General features: G+C 41.3%; 12 protein-coding genes. 10 read left to right on the forward strand and 2 right to left on the reverse strand.

The features are described 5' to 3' along the window. The 10 genes from LV85_RS12510 (at position 1) to LV85_RS12560 (ending at position 17344) form a co-directional block, all read left to right on the forward strand. Complete coding sequence (locus LV85_RS12510; protein ID WP_111319903.1) at positions 1 to 1521, forward strand: sugar ABC transporter ATP-binding protein; 1521 nt, start codon at positions 1 to 3, stop codon at positions 1519 to 1521. Further along, complete coding sequence (locus tag LV85_RS12515; RefSeq protein WP_111319905.1) at positions 1518 to 2492, forward strand: ABC transporter permease; 975 nt, start codon at positions 1518 to 1520, stop codon at positions 2490 to 2492. Before LV85_RS12510 ends, LV85_RS12515 begins: the two co-directional genes overlap by 4 nt. Before the next feature lie 51 nt (positions 2493 to 2543). Continuing rightward, complete coding sequence (locus tag LV85_RS12520; RefSeq protein ID WP_111319907.1) at positions 2544 to 4037, forward strand: FGGY family carbohydrate kinase; 1494 nt, start codon at positions 2544 to 2546, stop codon at positions 4035 to 4037. A gap of 11 nt (positions 4038 to 4048) precedes the next feature. Then, entirely contained in the window at positions 4049 to 5476 is a 1428-nt protein-coding gene (locus tag LV85_RS12525; protein WP_111319909.1) for a DUF1593 domain-containing protein, read from the forward strand. Between the two features lie 41 nt (positions 5477 to 5517). Beyond that, the gene (locus tag LV85_RS12530) at positions 5518 to 6963 is read left to right on the forward strand and encodes a nucleoside hydrolase-like domain-containing protein (protein ID WP_111319911.1); all 1446 of its coding nucleotides are present in this window, start codon (positions 5518 to 5520) and stop codon (positions 6961 to 6963) included. 95 nt (positions 6964 to 7058) lie between these two features. Then, on the forward strand, positions 7059 to 8537 hold the full coding sequence (locus LV85_RS12535) for an apiosidase-like domain-containing protein (protein ID WP_111319913.1): 1479 nt from the start codon (positions 7059 to 7061) through the stop codon (positions 8535 to 8537). A 30-nt stretch (positions 8538 to 8567) separates the two neighbouring features. Further along, a complete protein-coding gene (locus tag LV85_RS12540; RefSeq protein WP_111319915.1) occupies positions 8568 to 9998 on the forward strand; it encodes a DUF1593 domain-containing protein in 1431 nt (476 codons plus the stop codon). A 115-nt stretch (positions 9999 to 10113) separates the two neighbouring features. After that, positions 10114 to 12372 carry a DUF1593 domain-containing protein gene (locus LV85_RS22245; protein WP_211318406.1) on the forward strand — a complete coding sequence of 753 codons (2259 nt, stop codon included), beginning with the start codon at positions 10114 to 10116 and terminating at the stop codon, positions 12370 to 12372. A 90-nt stretch (positions 12373 to 12462) separates the two neighbouring features. Next, positions 12463 to 14022 (forward strand): hypothetical protein, encoded by a 1560-nt coding sequence (locus tag LV85_RS12555; protein ID WP_146260471.1) that lies wholly within the window; start codon positions 12463 to 12465, stop codon positions 14020 to 14022. Positions 14023 to 14605: 583 nt separating this feature from the next. Continuing rightward, the gene (locus tag LV85_RS12560; RefSeq protein ID WP_111319919.1) at positions 14606 to 17344 is read left to right on the forward strand and encodes an outer membrane beta-barrel protein; all 2739 of its coding nucleotides are present in this window, start codon (positions 14606 to 14608) and stop codon (positions 17342 to 17344) included. Between the two features lie 57 nt (positions 17345 to 17401). Here the strand turns inward: LV85_RS12560 and LV85_RS12565 are convergent, their stop codons facing one another. Then, positions 17402 to 18088, reverse strand: coding sequence for a response regulator transcription factor (locus LV85_RS12565; protein WP_111319921.1), 687 nt, complete (start codon positions 18086 to 18088; stop codon positions 17402 to 17404). Then, positions 18088 to 19425 (reverse strand): sensor histidine kinase, encoded by a 1338-nt coding sequence (locus LV85_RS12570; protein ID WP_111319923.1) that lies wholly within the window; start codon positions 19423 to 19425, stop codon positions 18088 to 18090. The genes LV85_RS12565 and LV85_RS12570 overlap by 1 nt, the downstream gene beginning before the upstream one ends. Positions 19426 to 19434 lie beyond the last annotated feature (9 nt).

The raw sequence follows: 19434 nt of genomic DNA on the forward strand, positions 1-19434 counted from the left end.
ATGACGGCACTACTGGAAGTAAAAGAAATAACCAAAAAGTTCTCTGGAGTTACTGCCCTCAGTAATGTCAATCTCCGTCTAGAAGGAGGAAAAGTAACCGCATTAATCGGTGAAAACGGCGCAGGAAAATCTACCCTCTTGAAAATCATGTCAGGTATTTACACTGATTTTGAGGGACAAATCCTCTTTAAAGGTCAAGAAATTAAATTCTCCAAACCTAAGGACGCACAGGAAATGGGAATTGGAATTATTCACCAAGAGTTAAATCTGATTCCTTACCTGACAGTAGCTCAAAACATTTTTTTGGGAAGAGAATTAGTCAATGCATTTGGCTTTTTGGATCGGGAGAAAATGATCAACAAGACCAAAGCTTTATTAAGCAGACTCAAACTGGAAGTAGAACCTACAGCCTTGGTAGGCACTTTGAAAGTTGGCCAACAGCAAATCGTAGAAATCGCCAAAGCCCTGCTCACAGAATCTGAGGTAGTTTTTATGGATGAGCCTACTTCAGCCATCGGGGAAAGCGAAGTGGAAGTCCTCTTCGAAATCATCAATAAACTAAAAGCAGAGGGTAAAGCCATTGTCTATATCTCGCACAAACTGGATGAGCTTTTTGCCTTAGCAGATGATTTTGTAGTGCTACGGGATGGGAAAGTGGTCGGTCAAGGTGGAGTATCAGAAATATCCCGTGCGCAACTCATCAATATGATGGCAGGGCGTGAAGTGAAAGTGGTCAAAAAACCCACCAAAAACTGTACAGAAGAGAAAGTCTTAGAAGTCAAAAACCTTGGTTTACTCAATCCTGAAAATCCCCAACGTCCTTTACTAAAAGATATTAGTTTCGATTTATGCAAAGGTGAAGTCCTGGGAGTATATGGATTGATGGGAGCAGGAAGAACAGAGCTTTGCGAAAGTCTCTTTGGGCTGAACCACCGCAAATTGACAGGCTCTATCCTACTCAATGGCCAGAAAACAGGCTTCAAAAGTCCCATTGAAGCAATAGATGCGGGTATGGCTCTGGTACCTGAAGACCGCAAAAAAGATGGAATTGTAGCAGGAATGTCGGTTTCAAAAAACCTAAGCCTTACCGTGATCGAGAAGGTCAGCAAATTCGGCTTTCTGAGCGATGTGTTACATACCAAACTCTATGACAAACATGTCGCTTCCCTGAAAATCAAAGTTCACAACGAGGATCAAGCAATCAAAAATCTGAGTGGCGGAAATCAGCAAAAAGTAATACTAGGAAAGTGGATAGAGCGAAATCCCACCGTGCTCATGCTGGACGAACCTACGCGTGGAATAGATATAAATGCCAAAAATGAAATCTATGAGCTTATCGCTCGACTAAGCGCCTCTGGTATTTCCATTCTGGTTATTTCTTCTGAAATCCCCGAAATACTGGCTATTTCAGACAGAATATTAGTCATGTCTGAAGGCGAAATCACCGCCGAGTTTTCGAGTGAAGAAGCCACCGAAACTAACATAATGAATGCCTGCATCCCTGAAAACATGAATCAATGATCTCTTTGAAGAAAAACTTTAACATAGCCCAGTTTCAGTCCCTTATCGCATTATTCGTCTTATGCTTGGCTTTGGCATTGCTGACAGACAATTTCATGACTACGGACAATTTTTGGAATGTCATGCGCCAAATCTCTGTGAACGTATGCATCTCAGTGGGAATGACTCTGGTTGTTTTAACTGCCGGGATTGACCTTTCTGTAGGTTCTATCTTGGCATTTTGCGGAGCAGTGACGGCAGGTTTATTGAAAAATGGACTCAGCATACCCTCATTAAACCTGTTTATTGGATTCACTGTATTAGGCGCAATAGTAGCCGGATTTTTAATCGGCGGAGGCTTAGGATTTGTTAATGGATATGCCGTCACCAAATTCAAAGTTCCTCCTTTTGTCGCTACGCTGGCCATGCTTACCATGGCCCGGGGATTCACCATGCTCTGGACAAAAGGCCATCCCATCACAGGCCTGGGAGATAGTTTCGGTTTCTTAGGCACGGGATGGTTCTTAGGAATACCTATGCCAGTATGGATCTCAGGTCTAGTGGTAATCACAGCAGTTATTCTTACGAGCAAAACCCGATTTGGAAGATACATCTACGCCATAGGAGGAAATGAAAATGCTTCCCGCCTCTCTGGAATCCCGATTAACAAAGTTAAAATCTGGGTGTATTCCATTGCTGGATTGCTTGCAGCCGTTGGTGGGGTGCTGGTAACAGCTCGACTGGATTCCGCCCAGCCAAATGCCGGAATAAGTTATGAATTGGATGCAATTGCCGCAGTGGTGATCGGTGGTACTTCACTTTCCGGGGGTAGAGGAACAATCTGGGGAACAGTCCTCGGCGCAATCATTATAGGAGTGCTGAACAATGGTTTGATTCTCATGAATGTCTCTCCTTTTTGGCAGCAGGTAATCAAAGGGATGGTGATCCTACTAGCTGTCATTATCGACAAATCGAATCAAAAGAGTGAGTAATCTTCCATATAGGCCAGATTATGAAACGATTTAACAACAGAAATTAGAAACATGTCTTTCATATTAGCAATAGATCAAGGAACCAGCAGTACCAAAACCATCATCTTCGATGAGCAGGGGAATGCTGTGCACAAGGAGACAGAACTACTCAAAACCCACTACTTAGAAGGAAACCGTGTGGAGCAAGATCCTGAGGAGATTTACCAAAACATATTAACCTCTGTTGGTAAATGTCTGGGCGGCTTTGTGTCCAAAAAAGGAGATTTGAGCAAAATTAAAGCCTGTGGTATTTCCAATCAGCGGGAGACTTTTGTGCTGTGGGACAAAACAGGAAAACCACTCTATAATGCCATTGTATGGCAGTGCAAGCGTTCTGTAGCTATCTGTGAAAGATTGGAAAAAGAAGGTTTGGGACCAAAAATCAACGAGAAAACCGGATTGATCATTGACCCTTATTTTTCGGGAACCAAAGTAATCTGGCTCTATGAAAATGAGACGAAAATCAAAGAAGCAATCGATCAGGGAGAAGCATATTTTGGAACGATTGACACTTGGTTGCTTTACAAGTTGACCAAAGGTCAATCTTACCTGACTGATTATACAAATGCATCCAGAACATTATTTTTCAATCTGAAAGAGCTTTGTTGGGATCAGGAGCTATTGTCAGATTTCGGTTTATCCAAACTGAATTTACCAGAATTAAAGCCCTCCTCTGTTCATTTTGGTACCACCAATTTGGAAGGCCTATTGGATCATCAAATCAGCATTTCGGCGATGATTGGGGACTCCCATGCGGCGGCATTTGGGGAAGGTTGTTTTGAACCAGGCAGTGCCAAAGCCACGCTGGGAACGGGTAGTTCAATTCTGATGAATATTGGAAAGAACCCGAAAACTTCTCAGAATGGAATGGTCACTACTATTTGTTGGAGCACAGAAAATCGAGTGGATTATGCGCTGGAGGGAATAATAGTCTCTGCCGGTGCCACGATAGAATGGATCAAAAATCAACTGGGTCTCTTTGAAAACGCATCAGATCTGGAGCAAATATGCCTTTCACTTTCCGACAATGGAGGCGTCTATATTGTGCCGGCCTTCTCGGGATTGGGAGCACCTCATTGGGACATGAATCGCAAAGCAACCATTGAAGGATTGTCTTTCGAATCATCGAAAAACCATGTAATCCGCGCAGCTGTGGAATCTGTTCCTTACCAGATCAAAGATGTGATCGTCGCCATGGAAGCCGATTCCGGGACGCCACTTACAGAGCTAAAAATAGATGGAGGGATCACTTCAAACAAGTTTGTGGTACAGTTCCTAGCTGACATTCTTGAGCGCAAAGTAACCAACATAGCGATTGCCGATGTATCTGCTTTGGGTGCCGCCTATTTGGCAGGCCTGAACTCCAAAGTCTATAAAAGTATAGATCAACTCAAATCTTTTAACCAAAACTCCATCAGCACTTTACCTGGAGAAAACTCTGTGAAAGTAGCTGGATATTATGAGGGTTGGAAAAAAGTAATTGGCAATAAAAAGACCCAAACCTAACCTGACCCTTCATGACAAATCTACCCAAAACACCTTTTCTACTTATTGCCTTACTCCTACTTGGTTTTTCTGAGGGAATGGCTCAAAAAAAGAAATCCGAGAAAACTCGAATTTTGGTCACCAGTGATGGAGAAATAGATGATCAATGTTCTATAGTGCGTTTCCTGCTTTATGTAAACGAATGGGATGTAGAAGGAATAATCACCTCGAGTTCCCAATATCACTGGCAAGGGCACAAATGGCCTGGTGATGATTGGATTGATCCTTATTTGGATGCCTACGCCAAAGATTATCCAAATCTGGTCAAGCATGATCCGGATTTTCCGAGCCCAGAATTTTTACGCGAAAGAACGCTCTTAGGCAACGTGAAAACCGAAGGTGAAATGACTGAAGTCACACCCGGTTCAGAGCTTATAGTAAAGGTTTTGTTGGATGAAACAGATGATCGTCCTATTTGGATTCAAGCTTGGGGCGGGACAAATACAATAGCCAGAGCTTTGAAAACCATCGAAGAAAGCTATCCTGACAAAATGGAATATGTTGCCAATAAGATGCGTCTGTATTTGATCTGGGAGCAGGATGTGACTTATCAGGAATACATTCGTCCGAATTGGGGGAAATATAATATTCCGACCATCATCGCGGATCAGTTTGAGGCGATTGCCTATCGATGGGCTCAGGTGCAACCTCCAGAAATGCTACCCTATTTTGAAGGTCCATGGATGAAAGCCAATATTCTTGAAAATCACGGTGCTTTAGCTGCACTTTATCCCGCTATGGAAAACGGTGATTTCCGCTCTGAAGGGGATTCCCCAGCTTTTTTACATACCATTCCTACAGGCTTGAGAAGTTTGGAATCACCAATGTATGGAGGTTGGGGAGGGAGATTTGTAAAGGTCCGTGACAATACCTGGTTGGATTCAGTGCCTGTCTCTGGCTATGAGTATCCAGAAGGCAGATGGTACGGAAGCAATGGTTGGGGAAGAACAAGTTTACGTGAAGGTTCCAAGTCTACTGCGGAACAGCGCAGCACTTATTTCAAACCTATGTGGCGCTGGTCTGATGCGATGCAGAATGACTTTGCCGCTCGGGCAGACTGGAGCGTAAAGTCCTACACTGACGCAAATCATCCTCCATTCGTCCACACCAAAAGCAAGCTGAATCAGAGTGCCAAACCTGGTGACACTATCAAACTAAGTGTAGCTGGCAGCAAAGATCCAGACGGAGATAAACTCAGCTACCATTGGTATGTTCATACTGAGCCCAGCACTCTCGCAAATGCTGGCGAACAGGTAAAATTGACAGGCGCTGATCAAGCACAATCTTCTTTTAAAGTACCTCAAGGAACTGGAACCATTCATTTAATCTGTGCAGTGACTGATAACGGTAGTCCAGCACTGACGCGATATACCCGTGTGATAGTAACAGTGAAACCTTAAAAGTCAAATTGAAATCAACTTCAATGTGAAACAAAACAGCCATGAACCTACTTAACCATTTCCCTAAATCCATACTAATAGCTATTCTAATTAGCAGTTTAGGTTCTGATCTCATTGCTCAGGAAAAGACAGTAAAACCACGAGTCATCGTAACGAGTGATGGGGAAATAGATGATGAATGCTCTTTGGTTCGGTTTCTTCTATATGCCAATGAATGGGATATTGAGGGAATCATAACTTCAAGTTCCCAGTACCACTGGCATGGCCACAGATGGGCTGGAGATGACTGGGCTGTCCCCTACTTGGATGCTTACGCCAAGGTGCAGCCCAATTTACTCAAGCATGACAAAGATTATCCCACAGCAGAATTTCTCAGATCTAGAACCTTTCTAGGCAATGTAGAGACAGAAGGTGAAATGGAAAAAATCACAGACGGCTCTCAGCATATTGTAAAAGTATTGTTGGATGAATCTGACGCAAGACCAATCTGGATACAGGCTTGGGGTGGGACAAATACTATTGCTCGAGCATTGAAAACTATAGAGGAAGATCATCCCGAAAAAATGGATGCCGTAGCTAGTAAAATCCGATTCTATTTCATCTGGGAACAAGACGATACTTTTCAGAAATACATTCGTCCAGTCTGGGGGAAATACAATATCCCAACAATCATCTCAGATCAGTTTATTGCCATTTTCTATCATTGGAAAAAGTATTTGCCAGAAGCTGAGCAGAAATACCTTGCTGCAGATTGGATGAATGAAAATATCCTGGAAGCACATGGCCCACTTTTGTCAATGTACCCTGCCCATGAAGAAGGTGACAAGGGATTTGACAAGGGAGATTTTAGATCTGAAGGAGATTCTCCAGCTTTTTTACACGCGATACCTACAGGCTTGCGCAGCATGGAATCTCCAGACTATGGAGGCTGGGGAGGTAGATATGTGAAAGTCCGAGAAAATACTTGGCTAGACCCGGTGTTGGACTCCTCTTATACTTATCCTGAAGGCAGATGGTATGGAAACTCAGCTTGGGGAAGAGAACGACTCAAAGAAGAAATTCCCAACGATCAAGAACTCACAGACTATCTCGAACCACTCTGGCGCTGGACTGCTGCTATGCAAAATGATTTTGCAGCACGTGCAGACTGGACTATCAAGTCCTATGATGAAGCCAATCATGAGCCGATCGTTAAACTGGCTCACGAGGAAGACCTGCTACTAAAACCAGGATCAAATGTAAAACTTAGCGCAGCGGGATCATACGACCCAGACGGAGATAACCTTAGCTACAGCTGGTGGCAGTATCAAGATCCAGGAACTTACACAGGAGAGGTTTCTATAAATCAGTCAAAAGAGCAAAACGCAAACTTAACAGTACCAAAAGATGCCAAACCTGGGCAAACAATACATGTGATCTGTGAAGTCACGGACAATGGAAGCCCAGCTTTGACTAGGTATAGACGAGTGATTATTACAATAAAATGATATAGGAGGCTAACAGAGCAAAGTGATTCAAAATTAAAGCAAGTCCGACGCAGAATTAATTACCTTTTTAACTAATACCTCTAATCTAAATAACCATGAAAAAACAGATAATTTTTACGCTAGTCCTACTTCTATCTTCGGTAAATATTTTTGCCCAAGCACCATGGGATAGCCATGGCAAACTCCAGGTTGCTTCAAACGGGCACTACATAGAACACAAAGACGGCACACCATTTCTTTGGATAGGCGATACGGGGTGGGGTTTGTTTCAGCAACTTACCCGAGAAGAAGTAGATCAATACTTGGACAATCGGCAGGAGACGGGCTTCAATGTCATCCAATCTGTGGCGTTCTGGTATCCTCACGGAGGTGGGTTAAAAAATGGCCCCCATAATGCTGCAAATGCTTACGGTCATCGTCCATTCACCGGTGGAGAAGACAACCCCAACACTGCGAAACCGCTAGTTGAGTCTGGGGGATCTCCTGACGCACCAAACGATTATTGGGATCATGTAGACTATATCATCGAGGGGATCAAAAAAAGAAATATGTATGTAGCCCTCCTCCCAAACTGGGGACGAGCCTATATCACAGATCAATTTAGTGGTGCTCATCAAGAGTTTACAGCGCAGGAGGCTAAAGAATACGGTGTTTTTTTAGGAAAAAGATATAAGACAGAACCTCACATACTGTGGGTTCTGGGTGGAGATGCGAAAGGAAAATATTTTGCAGTTTCAGATACGATCTCAGAAAAAAATGTGGACAGACGTTCCATTTTCCGGGCAATGGCAGAAGGGATAGCCAATGGGGTCACTGGCAAAACAGTTCAATGGAACAAAGCTGATCAAGCATGGAAGGACGTTTTTTTCACTTATCACCCTGATGGGGATCCTAGTGACAACTCATCCACTTGGTTTCATGAAGATGCTTGGATCACAGCCAATGGGGTGGAAGTATGGACACAGGTCAATGAAGTATATCCAACTATGGCAAGAGAATACAATCTGGACAATCCTAAGAAGCCAAGTCTATTCCTGGAGGGTTCCTACGAATTTGGAGCTTACGGTCAAGAGTGCGGATATATTACTCCTCTACGTTTGCGTCGACAAGTATACCATACATTTTTTGCTGGAGGAGCTGGTCACACTTATGGAGCAGGCCCTATTTGGGCAATGCGCGGTACTCAAGGGAACTACAATTGTGGCTTTACCTGGGAACAAGCTTTGAATTTCCCTGGAGCAGTTCAGTTTGCGCAGCTGGCAAAAAACTTACTTATCGAAAATAATTGGTCTGAATGGATTCCTGACCAAAGCATCCTCCAAGGAACTGAAAGTGACAACGAAAGCCTAAAAGCAGCGGTCAGACTCTCTTCCGGTAAGAAAATTCTGGTCTATTTCTCTGACAATTCAGAGGCAACAGTCAAAAACATCCTGGATAAAGACGCCGAAGCAAATTGGTTTGATCCGATGGAAGGGCGTGAAAGTACGGCTGAATCATTCCAAACTGGTGAATCTCGAATAATCACGCCACCAACAGGTTGGGAGGACGCAATCCTCATTCTAACATCAAACTAAGCCTCATCAAAGCATCAAACCCATCAAATAATGAAGAAGTATTTTAGATATTGGACGATTTTAGTCGGAATCCTACTCCACGGACAAGTCGATCTATTTGCCCAAAGCAGCACAGAAAAAGAACGAATCATCGTCCTGACAGATATCGAAAATGAACCAGACGATGCGATGTCCTTGGTCCGCTTTCTCACCTACTCCAATCAATGGGATGTAGAAGGACTTGTGGCCACTACTTCCATTCATCAACGGGATACTATAGCAACCTGGAGAATATTTGAAATCCTGGATGCATACGGCAAAGTGCGAGACAACTTAGAAAAACATGAGCAAGGCTACCCTACCGCTGAATACCTCAAAACAATCGTGAAAGAAGGGATTCCAAAGTATGGTATGGAAGCTGTAGGCGAAGGAATGGACTCGGAAGGTTCAGAGCTGATCATTAGTACAGTAGATAAAGAGGATGAGCGGCCTGTTTGGGTTCTTGTATGGGGCGGGCCAAATTGTCTTGCCCAAGCACTATGGAAAATCAAAGAAACCAGAAGTTCTGAAGACCTAGCAAAATTCGTATCGAAACTGCGGGTCTACACGATATCCGACCAAGACAATAGTGGCCATTGGCTTAGAAAGACCTTCCCAAACCTGTTTTATATAGCCAGCCCTGGGGTACACGAATTGGGAGGATACCATTTTGCAACTTGGTCTGGCATCAGCGGAGATAAGTTCCACGGAAGATTTGCCGGAGGAAATTTTGAAATTGTCGACAACCCTTGGCTTGACGAGCATATTCGAAATAAAGGACCATTAGGAAAAGAATATCCTCATATGGAATTCCTCATGGAGGGAGATTCTCCAAGTTTTATGCACTTGATCCATACCGGCATGGAAAATCCTGAGCGACCAGACTACGGAAACTGGGGAGGTCGCTATGAATTTTACCTACCAAAAACAGAGAGTTGGTTTTCGGAACCGGAAACACGTGCACTTTGGACAGATACCATGGACGAAGTATATGGTGCAGATGGGAATTGGCATACGACGAATAAAGCAACAATTTGGCGCTGGAGAGAGGCTTACCAAAATGATTTCGAAGCTAGAATGGACTGGACAATCAAGGAATACAAGGATGCAAATCATCCACCAGTAGTCAAACTCAAAACTCCAGAATTCATATTGGCAAAAGTTGGAGATAGAATCGAGCTAAGTGCCGATGAGAGCAGCGATCCTGATGGTGACGGTTTAAACTACCACTGGTTTTTCTATGGAGAACCTGGAGAGTACACGCTAGCGAGCGGGCGAACTGCTACTCCCTTAAAAATTGAAAATGCAGATACGGCAAATGCGTTCTTCATAGTTCCTAAGCCTGGAAAATTTGGAGAAATGCACCTTATTCTGGCAGTGACTGACCAAGGGTCCCCTGCCCTAACACGATACAAAAGGATAATTGTAAAAGTACAGCCTTAGTTGAGTATCAGATAAAATTAAACCTATTGAGATTGATCAGCAGTGAGACTTGTACAGGACAAGTACACCATTGTCGACTTGAAGTCAATAAACAGTTAACCCAAACCTATTTTACATGAAGCCTAACCAATTGATTTACTGTGTAACGACAGTTGCACTACTTTTTTGCTCTCCCTATACAACTAGGGCGGATCAACAGAAAAATGAAAGTAATTCATACAAACCTAGAATAATCAATACCACCGACCTTGGAGCTGATCCAGATGACGAGCAATCTTTAGTTCGTCAGCTGGTCGCTTCAAATGAATTTGACATTGAAGGGCTAATTGTAGCGACAGGATGCTGGAAGAAAACCCAGGACAATACAGCTATGTTAGATGTGATTTTGGATGCCTACGAAGAAGCTTATCCAAACCTGTCTGTTCATGCTGCTGAGTTCCCTACACCTGAATACCTTAAATCCATCGCTGTAATGGGACAAGATGGCTATGGTATGAGCGACGTGGGTACAGGAAAGGACAGCCCAGGATCTGAACTCATCATAGCAGCAGCAGACAAGGATGATCCTAGACCTCTTTGGGTAATGGGATGGGGCGGAATGAATAACATTGCTCAAGCTATCTGGAAGGTTCGAGAAACACGTAGCCCAGCAGAATTGAAGAAGTTTTTGTCAAAGCTAAGATTGTATGATGTCTTAGGACAAGACGATGCTGGTGCTTGGATTGCCAAAAACTTCCCGGATGTATTCTATATTCGAGCAACTGGAGTCTATGGATGGCAGCCTTCTAAGGAACATTTTGCTGAAAATATCCAAAGCCATGGCCCACTAGGCAGCGTCTATCCAGATACTAAATGGGCAACAGAAGGAGACACGCCTGCATTTATGCATGTCTATCCCAATGGGCTCAATGACCCAGAGCAGATTGATCAAGGTGGCTGGGGAGGTCGTTTCAGTTTCACCAAAAAAGCTGGGATTCGAAGTATGTCAGAAGTTCCTAAAATTCAGGAAGACGGAGAAACACAATATGACCCTTACTTGATGTATGGAAATACAGATGAAAAAGCCGAAGCCATCAAAAAATGGAACAAAGGATATAACAATGATTTTGCGGCACGGATGGACTGGAGTATTAGCAGCAAATATGAAGATGCTAACCACCATCCCACAGCCATACTCAATGGAGATAAATCTCGAAAGGTGCTGAGGATGTCCGCTTCTTCAGGAGAAAAAATCACATTGAGTGCTGAAGGCTCGAGTGATCCTGACGGAGATGCTTTGACCTATAATTGGTCTTATTATGACGAACCAAGTTCTTATAATGGTACTGTAGAAATTCACACTAGCACTTCATCCCAAGCGACCGTCCAGATACCTAAGGATGCTGCGGGAAAAACAATTCATGTGATCCTGGAGGTCTATGACGACGGGGAGCCTAATTTATATGTCTACAGAAGGATGATAATCGAGGTAACAGGTTCGGCTACTGCTGAAATCCTAGAACCGCTTGCAGGTAGTCCTTATACTCCTTTTCCAGAGTCGGTGGTGGTGACTAAAGTTCGCCATTTCGACAACATGTGTTGGAAAATCGCCGCAGCAGGTGGCACTTGGTATTTTGAAAATGGTGAGACCGATGGTAAAACAGGTTTTAGTAGTGCTTTTGACCAGGCAGGAAACGACTGGATAGGCAATGATGCCGATCGAGGATACAACAAGTCCTCCAATATAGGTGGTAAACATGAATACCGGGGCTGGCCAAATTTCGGCGAGGGAAACTTTAATCATCCACAGCGTAAAAGCAACTCCAACTCTTGGTGGGTGGATAAAAATGGAAAGCAAATAGCTTTTGAAGACAGCCTTTCTGGTGATCACCTGATTATGAGAAGCTCCAATCCTTCCTATGAACTGGAGTACCATTTTTTTCCATCTCATGCAACAATCAAGATCATCAGAGCTGATGACAAGTATGCATTTCTGTTTGAAGGACCAGTTGGGGGAGAACAAGAAACGTCGGTCGACAAAGACTATTACGTATTAAAAGATGGCATACACCGAGAGATCAAATCAGGTGGTCTAGGTTACTTAGAGCCTGAATTTGGAAATAAATTCCCCTCTCCATTTTTCTACCTAGCAGACAGCGATCCAAAGGACAAGCAAGTATTCTATGCCGGTGTTCGTGACGTAGGACCAATTACGGCAGGTGATGAAGGATGGAGACAGGGAGAAAATATGGTGATTTTCAGTTTTGGAAGAGATGAGGACAAGCGTGCATACACCGGCACTGAGGCTATATGTGTATTTGGGTTTGCTGAAAAAACGGAACACAAGGAAATCAGCAGTTTTATCGAGTCAAAAATTAAATCTCCTTTCAAATAGGTATCATAAATCCGCTCTGGAAATTGATTAAAAATGTACTCTTACAAATAGTATCCAGCCTAATAAACTAGTACCATTAACAACAAACCTATGAAATCAACCCAGACTATGAAGGCTAACTTCTTTGTTATCCTTCTCACATCATTGATTTTGATTGCCCCCGTCAGAAATGCGCAGGCAGAAAAACTAAAGCAAGAAGAATTGATACTGACTGACTGGTTGAGGAATTATATTCCTTCTCAATACCCAGGAGTCGAAATAATTGACAACAAAGATTGGTATCAGGCAGTGATTCCTGCCATTGATGTAACTATCAGTTGGGCATTTTTACCGCAGGAGCAGTTGAAACTGAAAGGTGTTACTGGCCACTACGAAGGAAAGGCGCTTTACATTTCCGAACCTAAGAATGACGATTGGACTACTGTCCCAACTATGGAATTAACTGAAGGAGCGGGTTACTTTATCCCAGGCTATACAGAAGCTACCATGGGAGACCTCGAAGTAGCCAAACTATCTGTTCTTCAATTTAGAGGTACAGGTGCCAGAAGATTTGTTGAAAGGATGCAGAAAGATTGGTTGTTTGAAAATACTCCAGAATACGAATCATCAATGACTAGATGGTTAAAAGACTACACACAATCAGAATTTCCTCAAAATAATTTCCTGCAGCACCACGGTTGGTATCATGTAGAAATACCAGAGTATGACATCAAATTAAGTTGGGGACAAATGCTCCAGGATCACATGGATCTGGGTGTTAGTGAGGGCCTTAATGAGAACCAGACCATATTTATAGCCAAAGAGGATAAAACTGATTGGGTAAAGAATACTTCCATTCAATATTATAAGGGCGTTGGTTACTATGTTCCTAATTACAAGTCTGCGAGCATGGGCAAATTTGATGTAGGACGACTGGCAGTTATCCATTTTAACGGAGGTAACACGCGTCCTTTTGTAGAGAAAATGCAAGAAGTCTACGTAAAAACGCCTGACAAATCAGAGTTGAACTTCGCTCTTTGGCTAGTGGACTATGTGAAGGCAAAACACCCAAACAATCCTATCACCTATCATGGAGCTTGGTATCAAAGCGTATTTCCTAATGATGAACTGACGGTAACCTGGGGCTCTATGTCCAATTCTCAAATGGAGTTGAAAGAACTTCACGGACTTTTTAAAGGCAAATCTATATTCATAGAACAACCTAAAAGCCAAGGCTGGGAGTCCATTCCCAATGTTAACTTTATTAGCGGAGTGGGATATAGTATACCCAGCTATGATGAAGCCACGATGGGACACTTTGAGGTGGGCCTAGTAGCGGTGATTCAATACAGTGGTGGAAAATCTGATGATTTCACTAAAAAGATGGCAGAGGCTTGGCGGGCAAAAAAGGTCGCAGATATACCAAATCTACCATTCAGACAGTGGCTCTATGAATATATCCCTACTCAATATGCCAATGCTAAAATGATTGATCACAAGTACTGGTTGCAAGGCCATATAGGTGGAGGTCTCGTGGCTAGCTGGGCACTTTTTGATCAAGAAAATGTAACACTCAAGTACGTTGAAGATCACAATTTGACAGAAGGGAAAACCATTTTCATAGAGAAAAGAGGTGAAAATGAATGGGTGAAAAACCCAAAGGTAATCTAATACGACAATGCAGGCTACTTAATCTCAGGATATAATTCGGCTACGATGAGCAGCTGGAATGTACAAGATTGCAATATAATCCAGTTTGATGGTGAGCCTGGAGAATTCACTGCACATATGGCCAGAGCTTGGGGAAAGATTAAGTAATCCTATTCAAAACAACAGGTTTTGCATAGGGTGATAAGCTGTTTGCGGCAACTATGAAATTTACAAATAGAAGAGATACTATTATCCCCAATGATTCCAGTATCCAATATTTCTTTGCTCACCCGCCGAAAGACCTAAGGCAGGTGACCGAAGTGGCCTAAAATCTAGAGTTTAGCATATTTAAAAATGCTTTATCAACCTAACACCATTTATAATTAACATTTTCACTAGTATTTACAGAAGTTTGAGCTAGTCACATCTTTTGAAGCTTAAGTCTTAAATGGTGATCATATCAATTGATTGCTAGACTTTTAACTCAAAAAACTCTGAATTAACATATGCTTAACTCATTTAACCCTTTCGTAAGGGTATTTAACTTTTAGCTTTCCCAACTGTAGTTAAAAAAGTAAGTCATTTGGATATATAAACTGTCCCTATGAAACCGCTACGTTATTTACTTTTCCAGTTCGCATTTCTTTTAGCCATAATATCAAATGCGCAATCAATAAAAGGGAAAATTCTAGATAAGAATGAGAACTTTTACTTGCAAGGAGTATCTATTGTAATTTTAAACAATTCTGATTCTTCAATGGTACAGGGCACAATCACTGATCTAAATGGGAGTTTCGAAATTAAGAATCTAAAAACTGGAGATTACAGGATGGAAGCCATATATATTGGCTATCAGACAGTTACAAAATCAATTTCATTACAAAACAGCGATTTAGATCTAGGTAATATTGAAATAGCTGAAGCACTGACAGATCTGAATGAGGTAACGGTTTCTGCCAGAAGATCACTGGGATCTCAAAAAGGAGATACCACCCAATTTAATGCAAATGCATTCAAGACATTAAAAGATGCAAGTTCTCAGCGACTCCTTGAAAAAATACCAGGGATTAACATGATGGATGGTGTACTACAGGCTCAGGGTGAAACCATCGTCCAAATATATGTAGATGGAAAGCCATTTTTTGGAACAGACGTAAAAGCTGCCTTACAGAATCTCCCTGCAGAAGCTGTGGAAAGCATACAGATATACGATAAGCTAAGTGATAAAGCATCCTTTAGTGGCTTTGACGATGGGGAGCGAGAGAAAACTATTAACATCATCACAAACCCAGCTTTTAGAACAGGGCAGTTTGGTAAAATCACCACGGGATATGGCAGCAATGATAGATACTTAGCTGGCATGAGCTTGAATGCCTTCCAAAATGATCAGAGATTAACTATCACTGGCCTAAGTAATAATGTAAATGCTGTTGACTATTCTGGGGAAGTCAATAGCATGGGAGATACAAAACCGCAGAATGGAATCATCAAGTATAACTCTATAGGCCTAAACTATAGTGATATGATCTTTGACAAATTGCAGTTAAATACCAGCTATCAATACCTGGACCGAACAAACAAAGAATACGCTACTTTGGTCAGAGATTATCTTCTGGATAATGGAGGAGACCAGCGTTATGCGGAAGAAAGTTCAAATGTCCGACGCAATAGAGAGCATGCATTTGATTTGAGGTTAAACTACAATATCAATAGCAACAATCAATTCCTGGTAGTTTCCAAGGTTTCTGCTGAAACAGACGTAGAAGGATCTAGCTTTAAAGGAATGACCGAGCAGCAAGGAGAATTAGTAAATCAATCCACCAATACCAATTCTGCAATTAGTAATAATCTTGATTTTACAAACTCTATTTATTACAACAAAAGATTTAATAAAGCAGGCAGAACCGCCACTATAGGTATTAAATCAGGAACTCATATCGATGAAGAAAAAGGATTACGAGAAGCTGAAAACATTTATTATAATCCCGAGGAGCAAGTAGAAAACCTGAATCAAAGTAGGCTAAAAAGCAGAAAAGGTCTTTCTTGGGAAGCTGATTTTTCATACACCGAGCCTTTAGGAAACCAAGGAAGGTTAAAATTTGAATATGAAATCGGCAATAGAATTGAAGATTCTGATCAGAGACTTTCCAATCTAGATTTGGATGAAAACTCAGGAGATTTTATTGCTGCATTAGATACTGCCCTAAGCAATGTATTTAACAGTACTTATTTGGCTCAGGAATCAGAGCTAGGATATCAGTATTCTGACGATAAATTCAAACTTCAAGCTGAAATAGGTTATGAAACAGCCACCTTGAAAAACAGTCAGCACTTTCCTAGAGAAGACTATTTGGAACGAACCTTTCAAAACTTCCGACCTACCTTAAGAATAGATTATAAATTCAAACCTAGCCAAATTTTAGAAATTGATTATGACACCAGGACTGATGCTCCTTCAGTATCTGAACTGCAGAATGTAATTAACAATTCTAACCCACTTCAATTAAGGAGCGGCAATCCTAACCTAGTACAATCCTACTCAAATCGATTTAGAATTAGATACAAAAGCACAAATTCTGACACGGATCATTCTTTTGTAGCCTACGTCCAATCAAATTTTGATAATAACAGAATTTCAACCAGTTCATTTATAGCTGAGGAGAGAATAGATCTTGGCGATAGTATTTTTCTGGAAAAAGGTGCCCAGTTAACTAGACCTGTTAACTTGAATGGTTATTGGAGAGTAAAATCCTACTTCAATTATGGTCTGCCGATAGACGTAATTAGATCAAATGTGAGCCTAAACGGAGGAGTTGAATTTTCACACAGTCCAGGAATGGTAAATGAAGTCATAAACTTTACAAATTCGACTAGATTCAGAGCTGGTGTGTCCAGTAGTAGCAATATCAGCGATAGATTGGATTTTAACATTTCTACCAATGGCTCTTATAACCTAGTTAGTAATAGCTTAAGGCCGAATCTCAATAACAACTACTTTAATCTTAACACGAGAGTTAATTACAACTGGATTTTTGGAAATGGTTTTGTTTATAGAATGGAACTCAACCATCAATTGAACACAGGATTGACAAAAGGTATTGGTAAAAGCTTTATGCTGCTGAACATGAGTGTAGGCAAAAAAGTATTTAAAAACGAGAGAGGTGAGGTAAGCCTGAATGCATTTGATCTACTCAATCAAAATACCAACGTCAGAAGAAATGTCAACGAACTTTATATTGAGGACAAGCAGAGCAATGTATTGAATCGATATTTTATGCTAACGTTCAGTTATAACCTGCGTCATTTCTCTCTGGGAGCATCCAGTTCGGACTTTAAGAATTAATCAGGAGCAAGGCACTGGAGATAACTATGTGCAATTAGGCAAATGTATTAAAACGATTTACTCAGCTTTATCCTCCAAAATATATCCTTTGCCATGAATATTGATGATGCTAATAGCTGGGTCTAACTGTAAGTGCTTGCGTAGTTTGGCCATGTGCACATCCATGCTTCTGCGGTTGAAGTAATCAACCTTACCCCATAATTCCTGCAACACAATTTTTCTATCCAGCAATTGATTTTTCTTCTCACTGAGAAGGCGAAGTAAGTCGGCTTCTTTTTCGGTAAGGATGATTGTTTCATTCAGGTTACATAACCTTCGGCTATTCCAATCAAATTTTAATTGACCTATGAGATAACTATTTGTTTGATTTGGTGCGGTAGAAACTCTTCGTAATACAGCCTTGATGCGAGCTATTAATTCCTCTTCATCCACTGGCTTTACAATGTAATCATCAGCCCCTTTTTGAAAGGCCTGAAGCTTGTCTATTTTCATAGATCTTGCCGTTAGAAAAATCAATGGTATAGCAGGATTAATTTTTTTGATTTCATCCGCTAAAGTAAAACCATCCATGATAGGCATCATTACGTCGATCAGGCAAAGATCAAATGGCTGGTCAGCGAAGGTCTCTTTTCCTTGAGCACCATCTGTTCGCCATGTAACGGCAAATTGATGCATTTCCAGGTACGTTTTTAAAGCGTAGCCTAAAGTTTGATCATCTTCAACTAGTAATATTCTTGGGTCCATTACGGTTTATTATTGATTTCCAAAACAGGGAATTTCAGAATAACAGTCGTTCCCTCGCCTAGGCTACTTTCCATTTTTATCTCACCATCATGCAAGTCAACCATCATTTTCACATAACTTAAACCAAGTCCAAAACCTTTGATTTTATGCAGGTTACCATGACTTACTCTATAAAATTTGTCAAAAACATAAGGGAGATTGTCAGGCTCTATGCCGATTCCATGGTCCTTTATCTCCACAAACAAATGATTTCCTTTGTTGTAGGTTTTCACTAGCACTTCAGGCGCAGAATCAGAGTACTTAATCGCATTGTCCAGCAAATTATCCAAGATATTGCTCAAATGCATTTCATCCCCATATAGTAGGGATTCATTTGCTTCCAGCATGCAATTCAATACTCCATGGTTGGATTCAAATAGAATTTTATAGACCTCCGCCTTTCTAGTAATGATTTGATGAAAATCTATCTTCTCAAAATTTAATCCCGGATTTCCACTTTCTAAAACAGTAAGTTCCAATACTTTTTCCACCTTATTTTTAAGAAGGTGATTTTCGTTTTCCAATAACTGTAAATGATAATCCAGTTCATCTTCAGATAGACTTTTTCTGTTTTCCTTGATGATTTTATGGATTATAGAAGAGGCAAAAATTGGTGTTTTAAGCTCATGCGTAAGGTTATTGATGAAATCGTTTTTCAGTTGTGAAATCAATTTCTGACGTTTCAGAACAAGAAAAGTACTGAAGAAGCTACCTAACAAAATCAACACGAAAAACGCTGTAATAACTAGCGTAGGCAAGATACTGTAAGTGATAAAAAGAGATTCGTTATGAAATGAAAATCCAAACTTAAAATTAGCCTTGCCAAATTCCTTGCGAATTTGATCCCCTGGAGTAAATGAAAAATGCTGAAAATCAGGCTGAAGTAAAGTTTTCGAAGAACTCAAAGCGATCGTATCTTTATGTCTTTGATAGAAGGCGAACTCATAATCCAGATAACCTATTTCATGCTGAGTAAGCAGGCTGTCCGTAATATCCCTTATAACCAATAGAGTGAAATTTTCAAGGGAATCTCGCTTAGCTTTAGGGTGAACCCTGTCTCCTATTAAGTCTATAACCTGATCGCTTAACTGATCGTCTTCCTTTAAAATATCTTCAAAGTCACCTAGAACTTTATCAATTTTTTTGTCAAAAAATTTAGTTTGAACATCAATATCTAATTTAATTAAGCTATTCTGAACAACAAGAAGTCCAACTAGCGCCATTGCAATAAGGATGGTGATCACATAAAGGTGATCCCTGACGAAGTCCAGCCACTTACTTAACATTTGCTTGATCATTATGCTAGT

The sequence above is a fragment of the Algoriphagus chordae genome (genome assembly GCF_003254055.1).
GTDB classification, from domain to species: Bacteria; Bacteroidota; Bacteroidia; order Cytophagales; family Cyclobacteriaceae; genus Algoriphagus; species Algoriphagus chordae.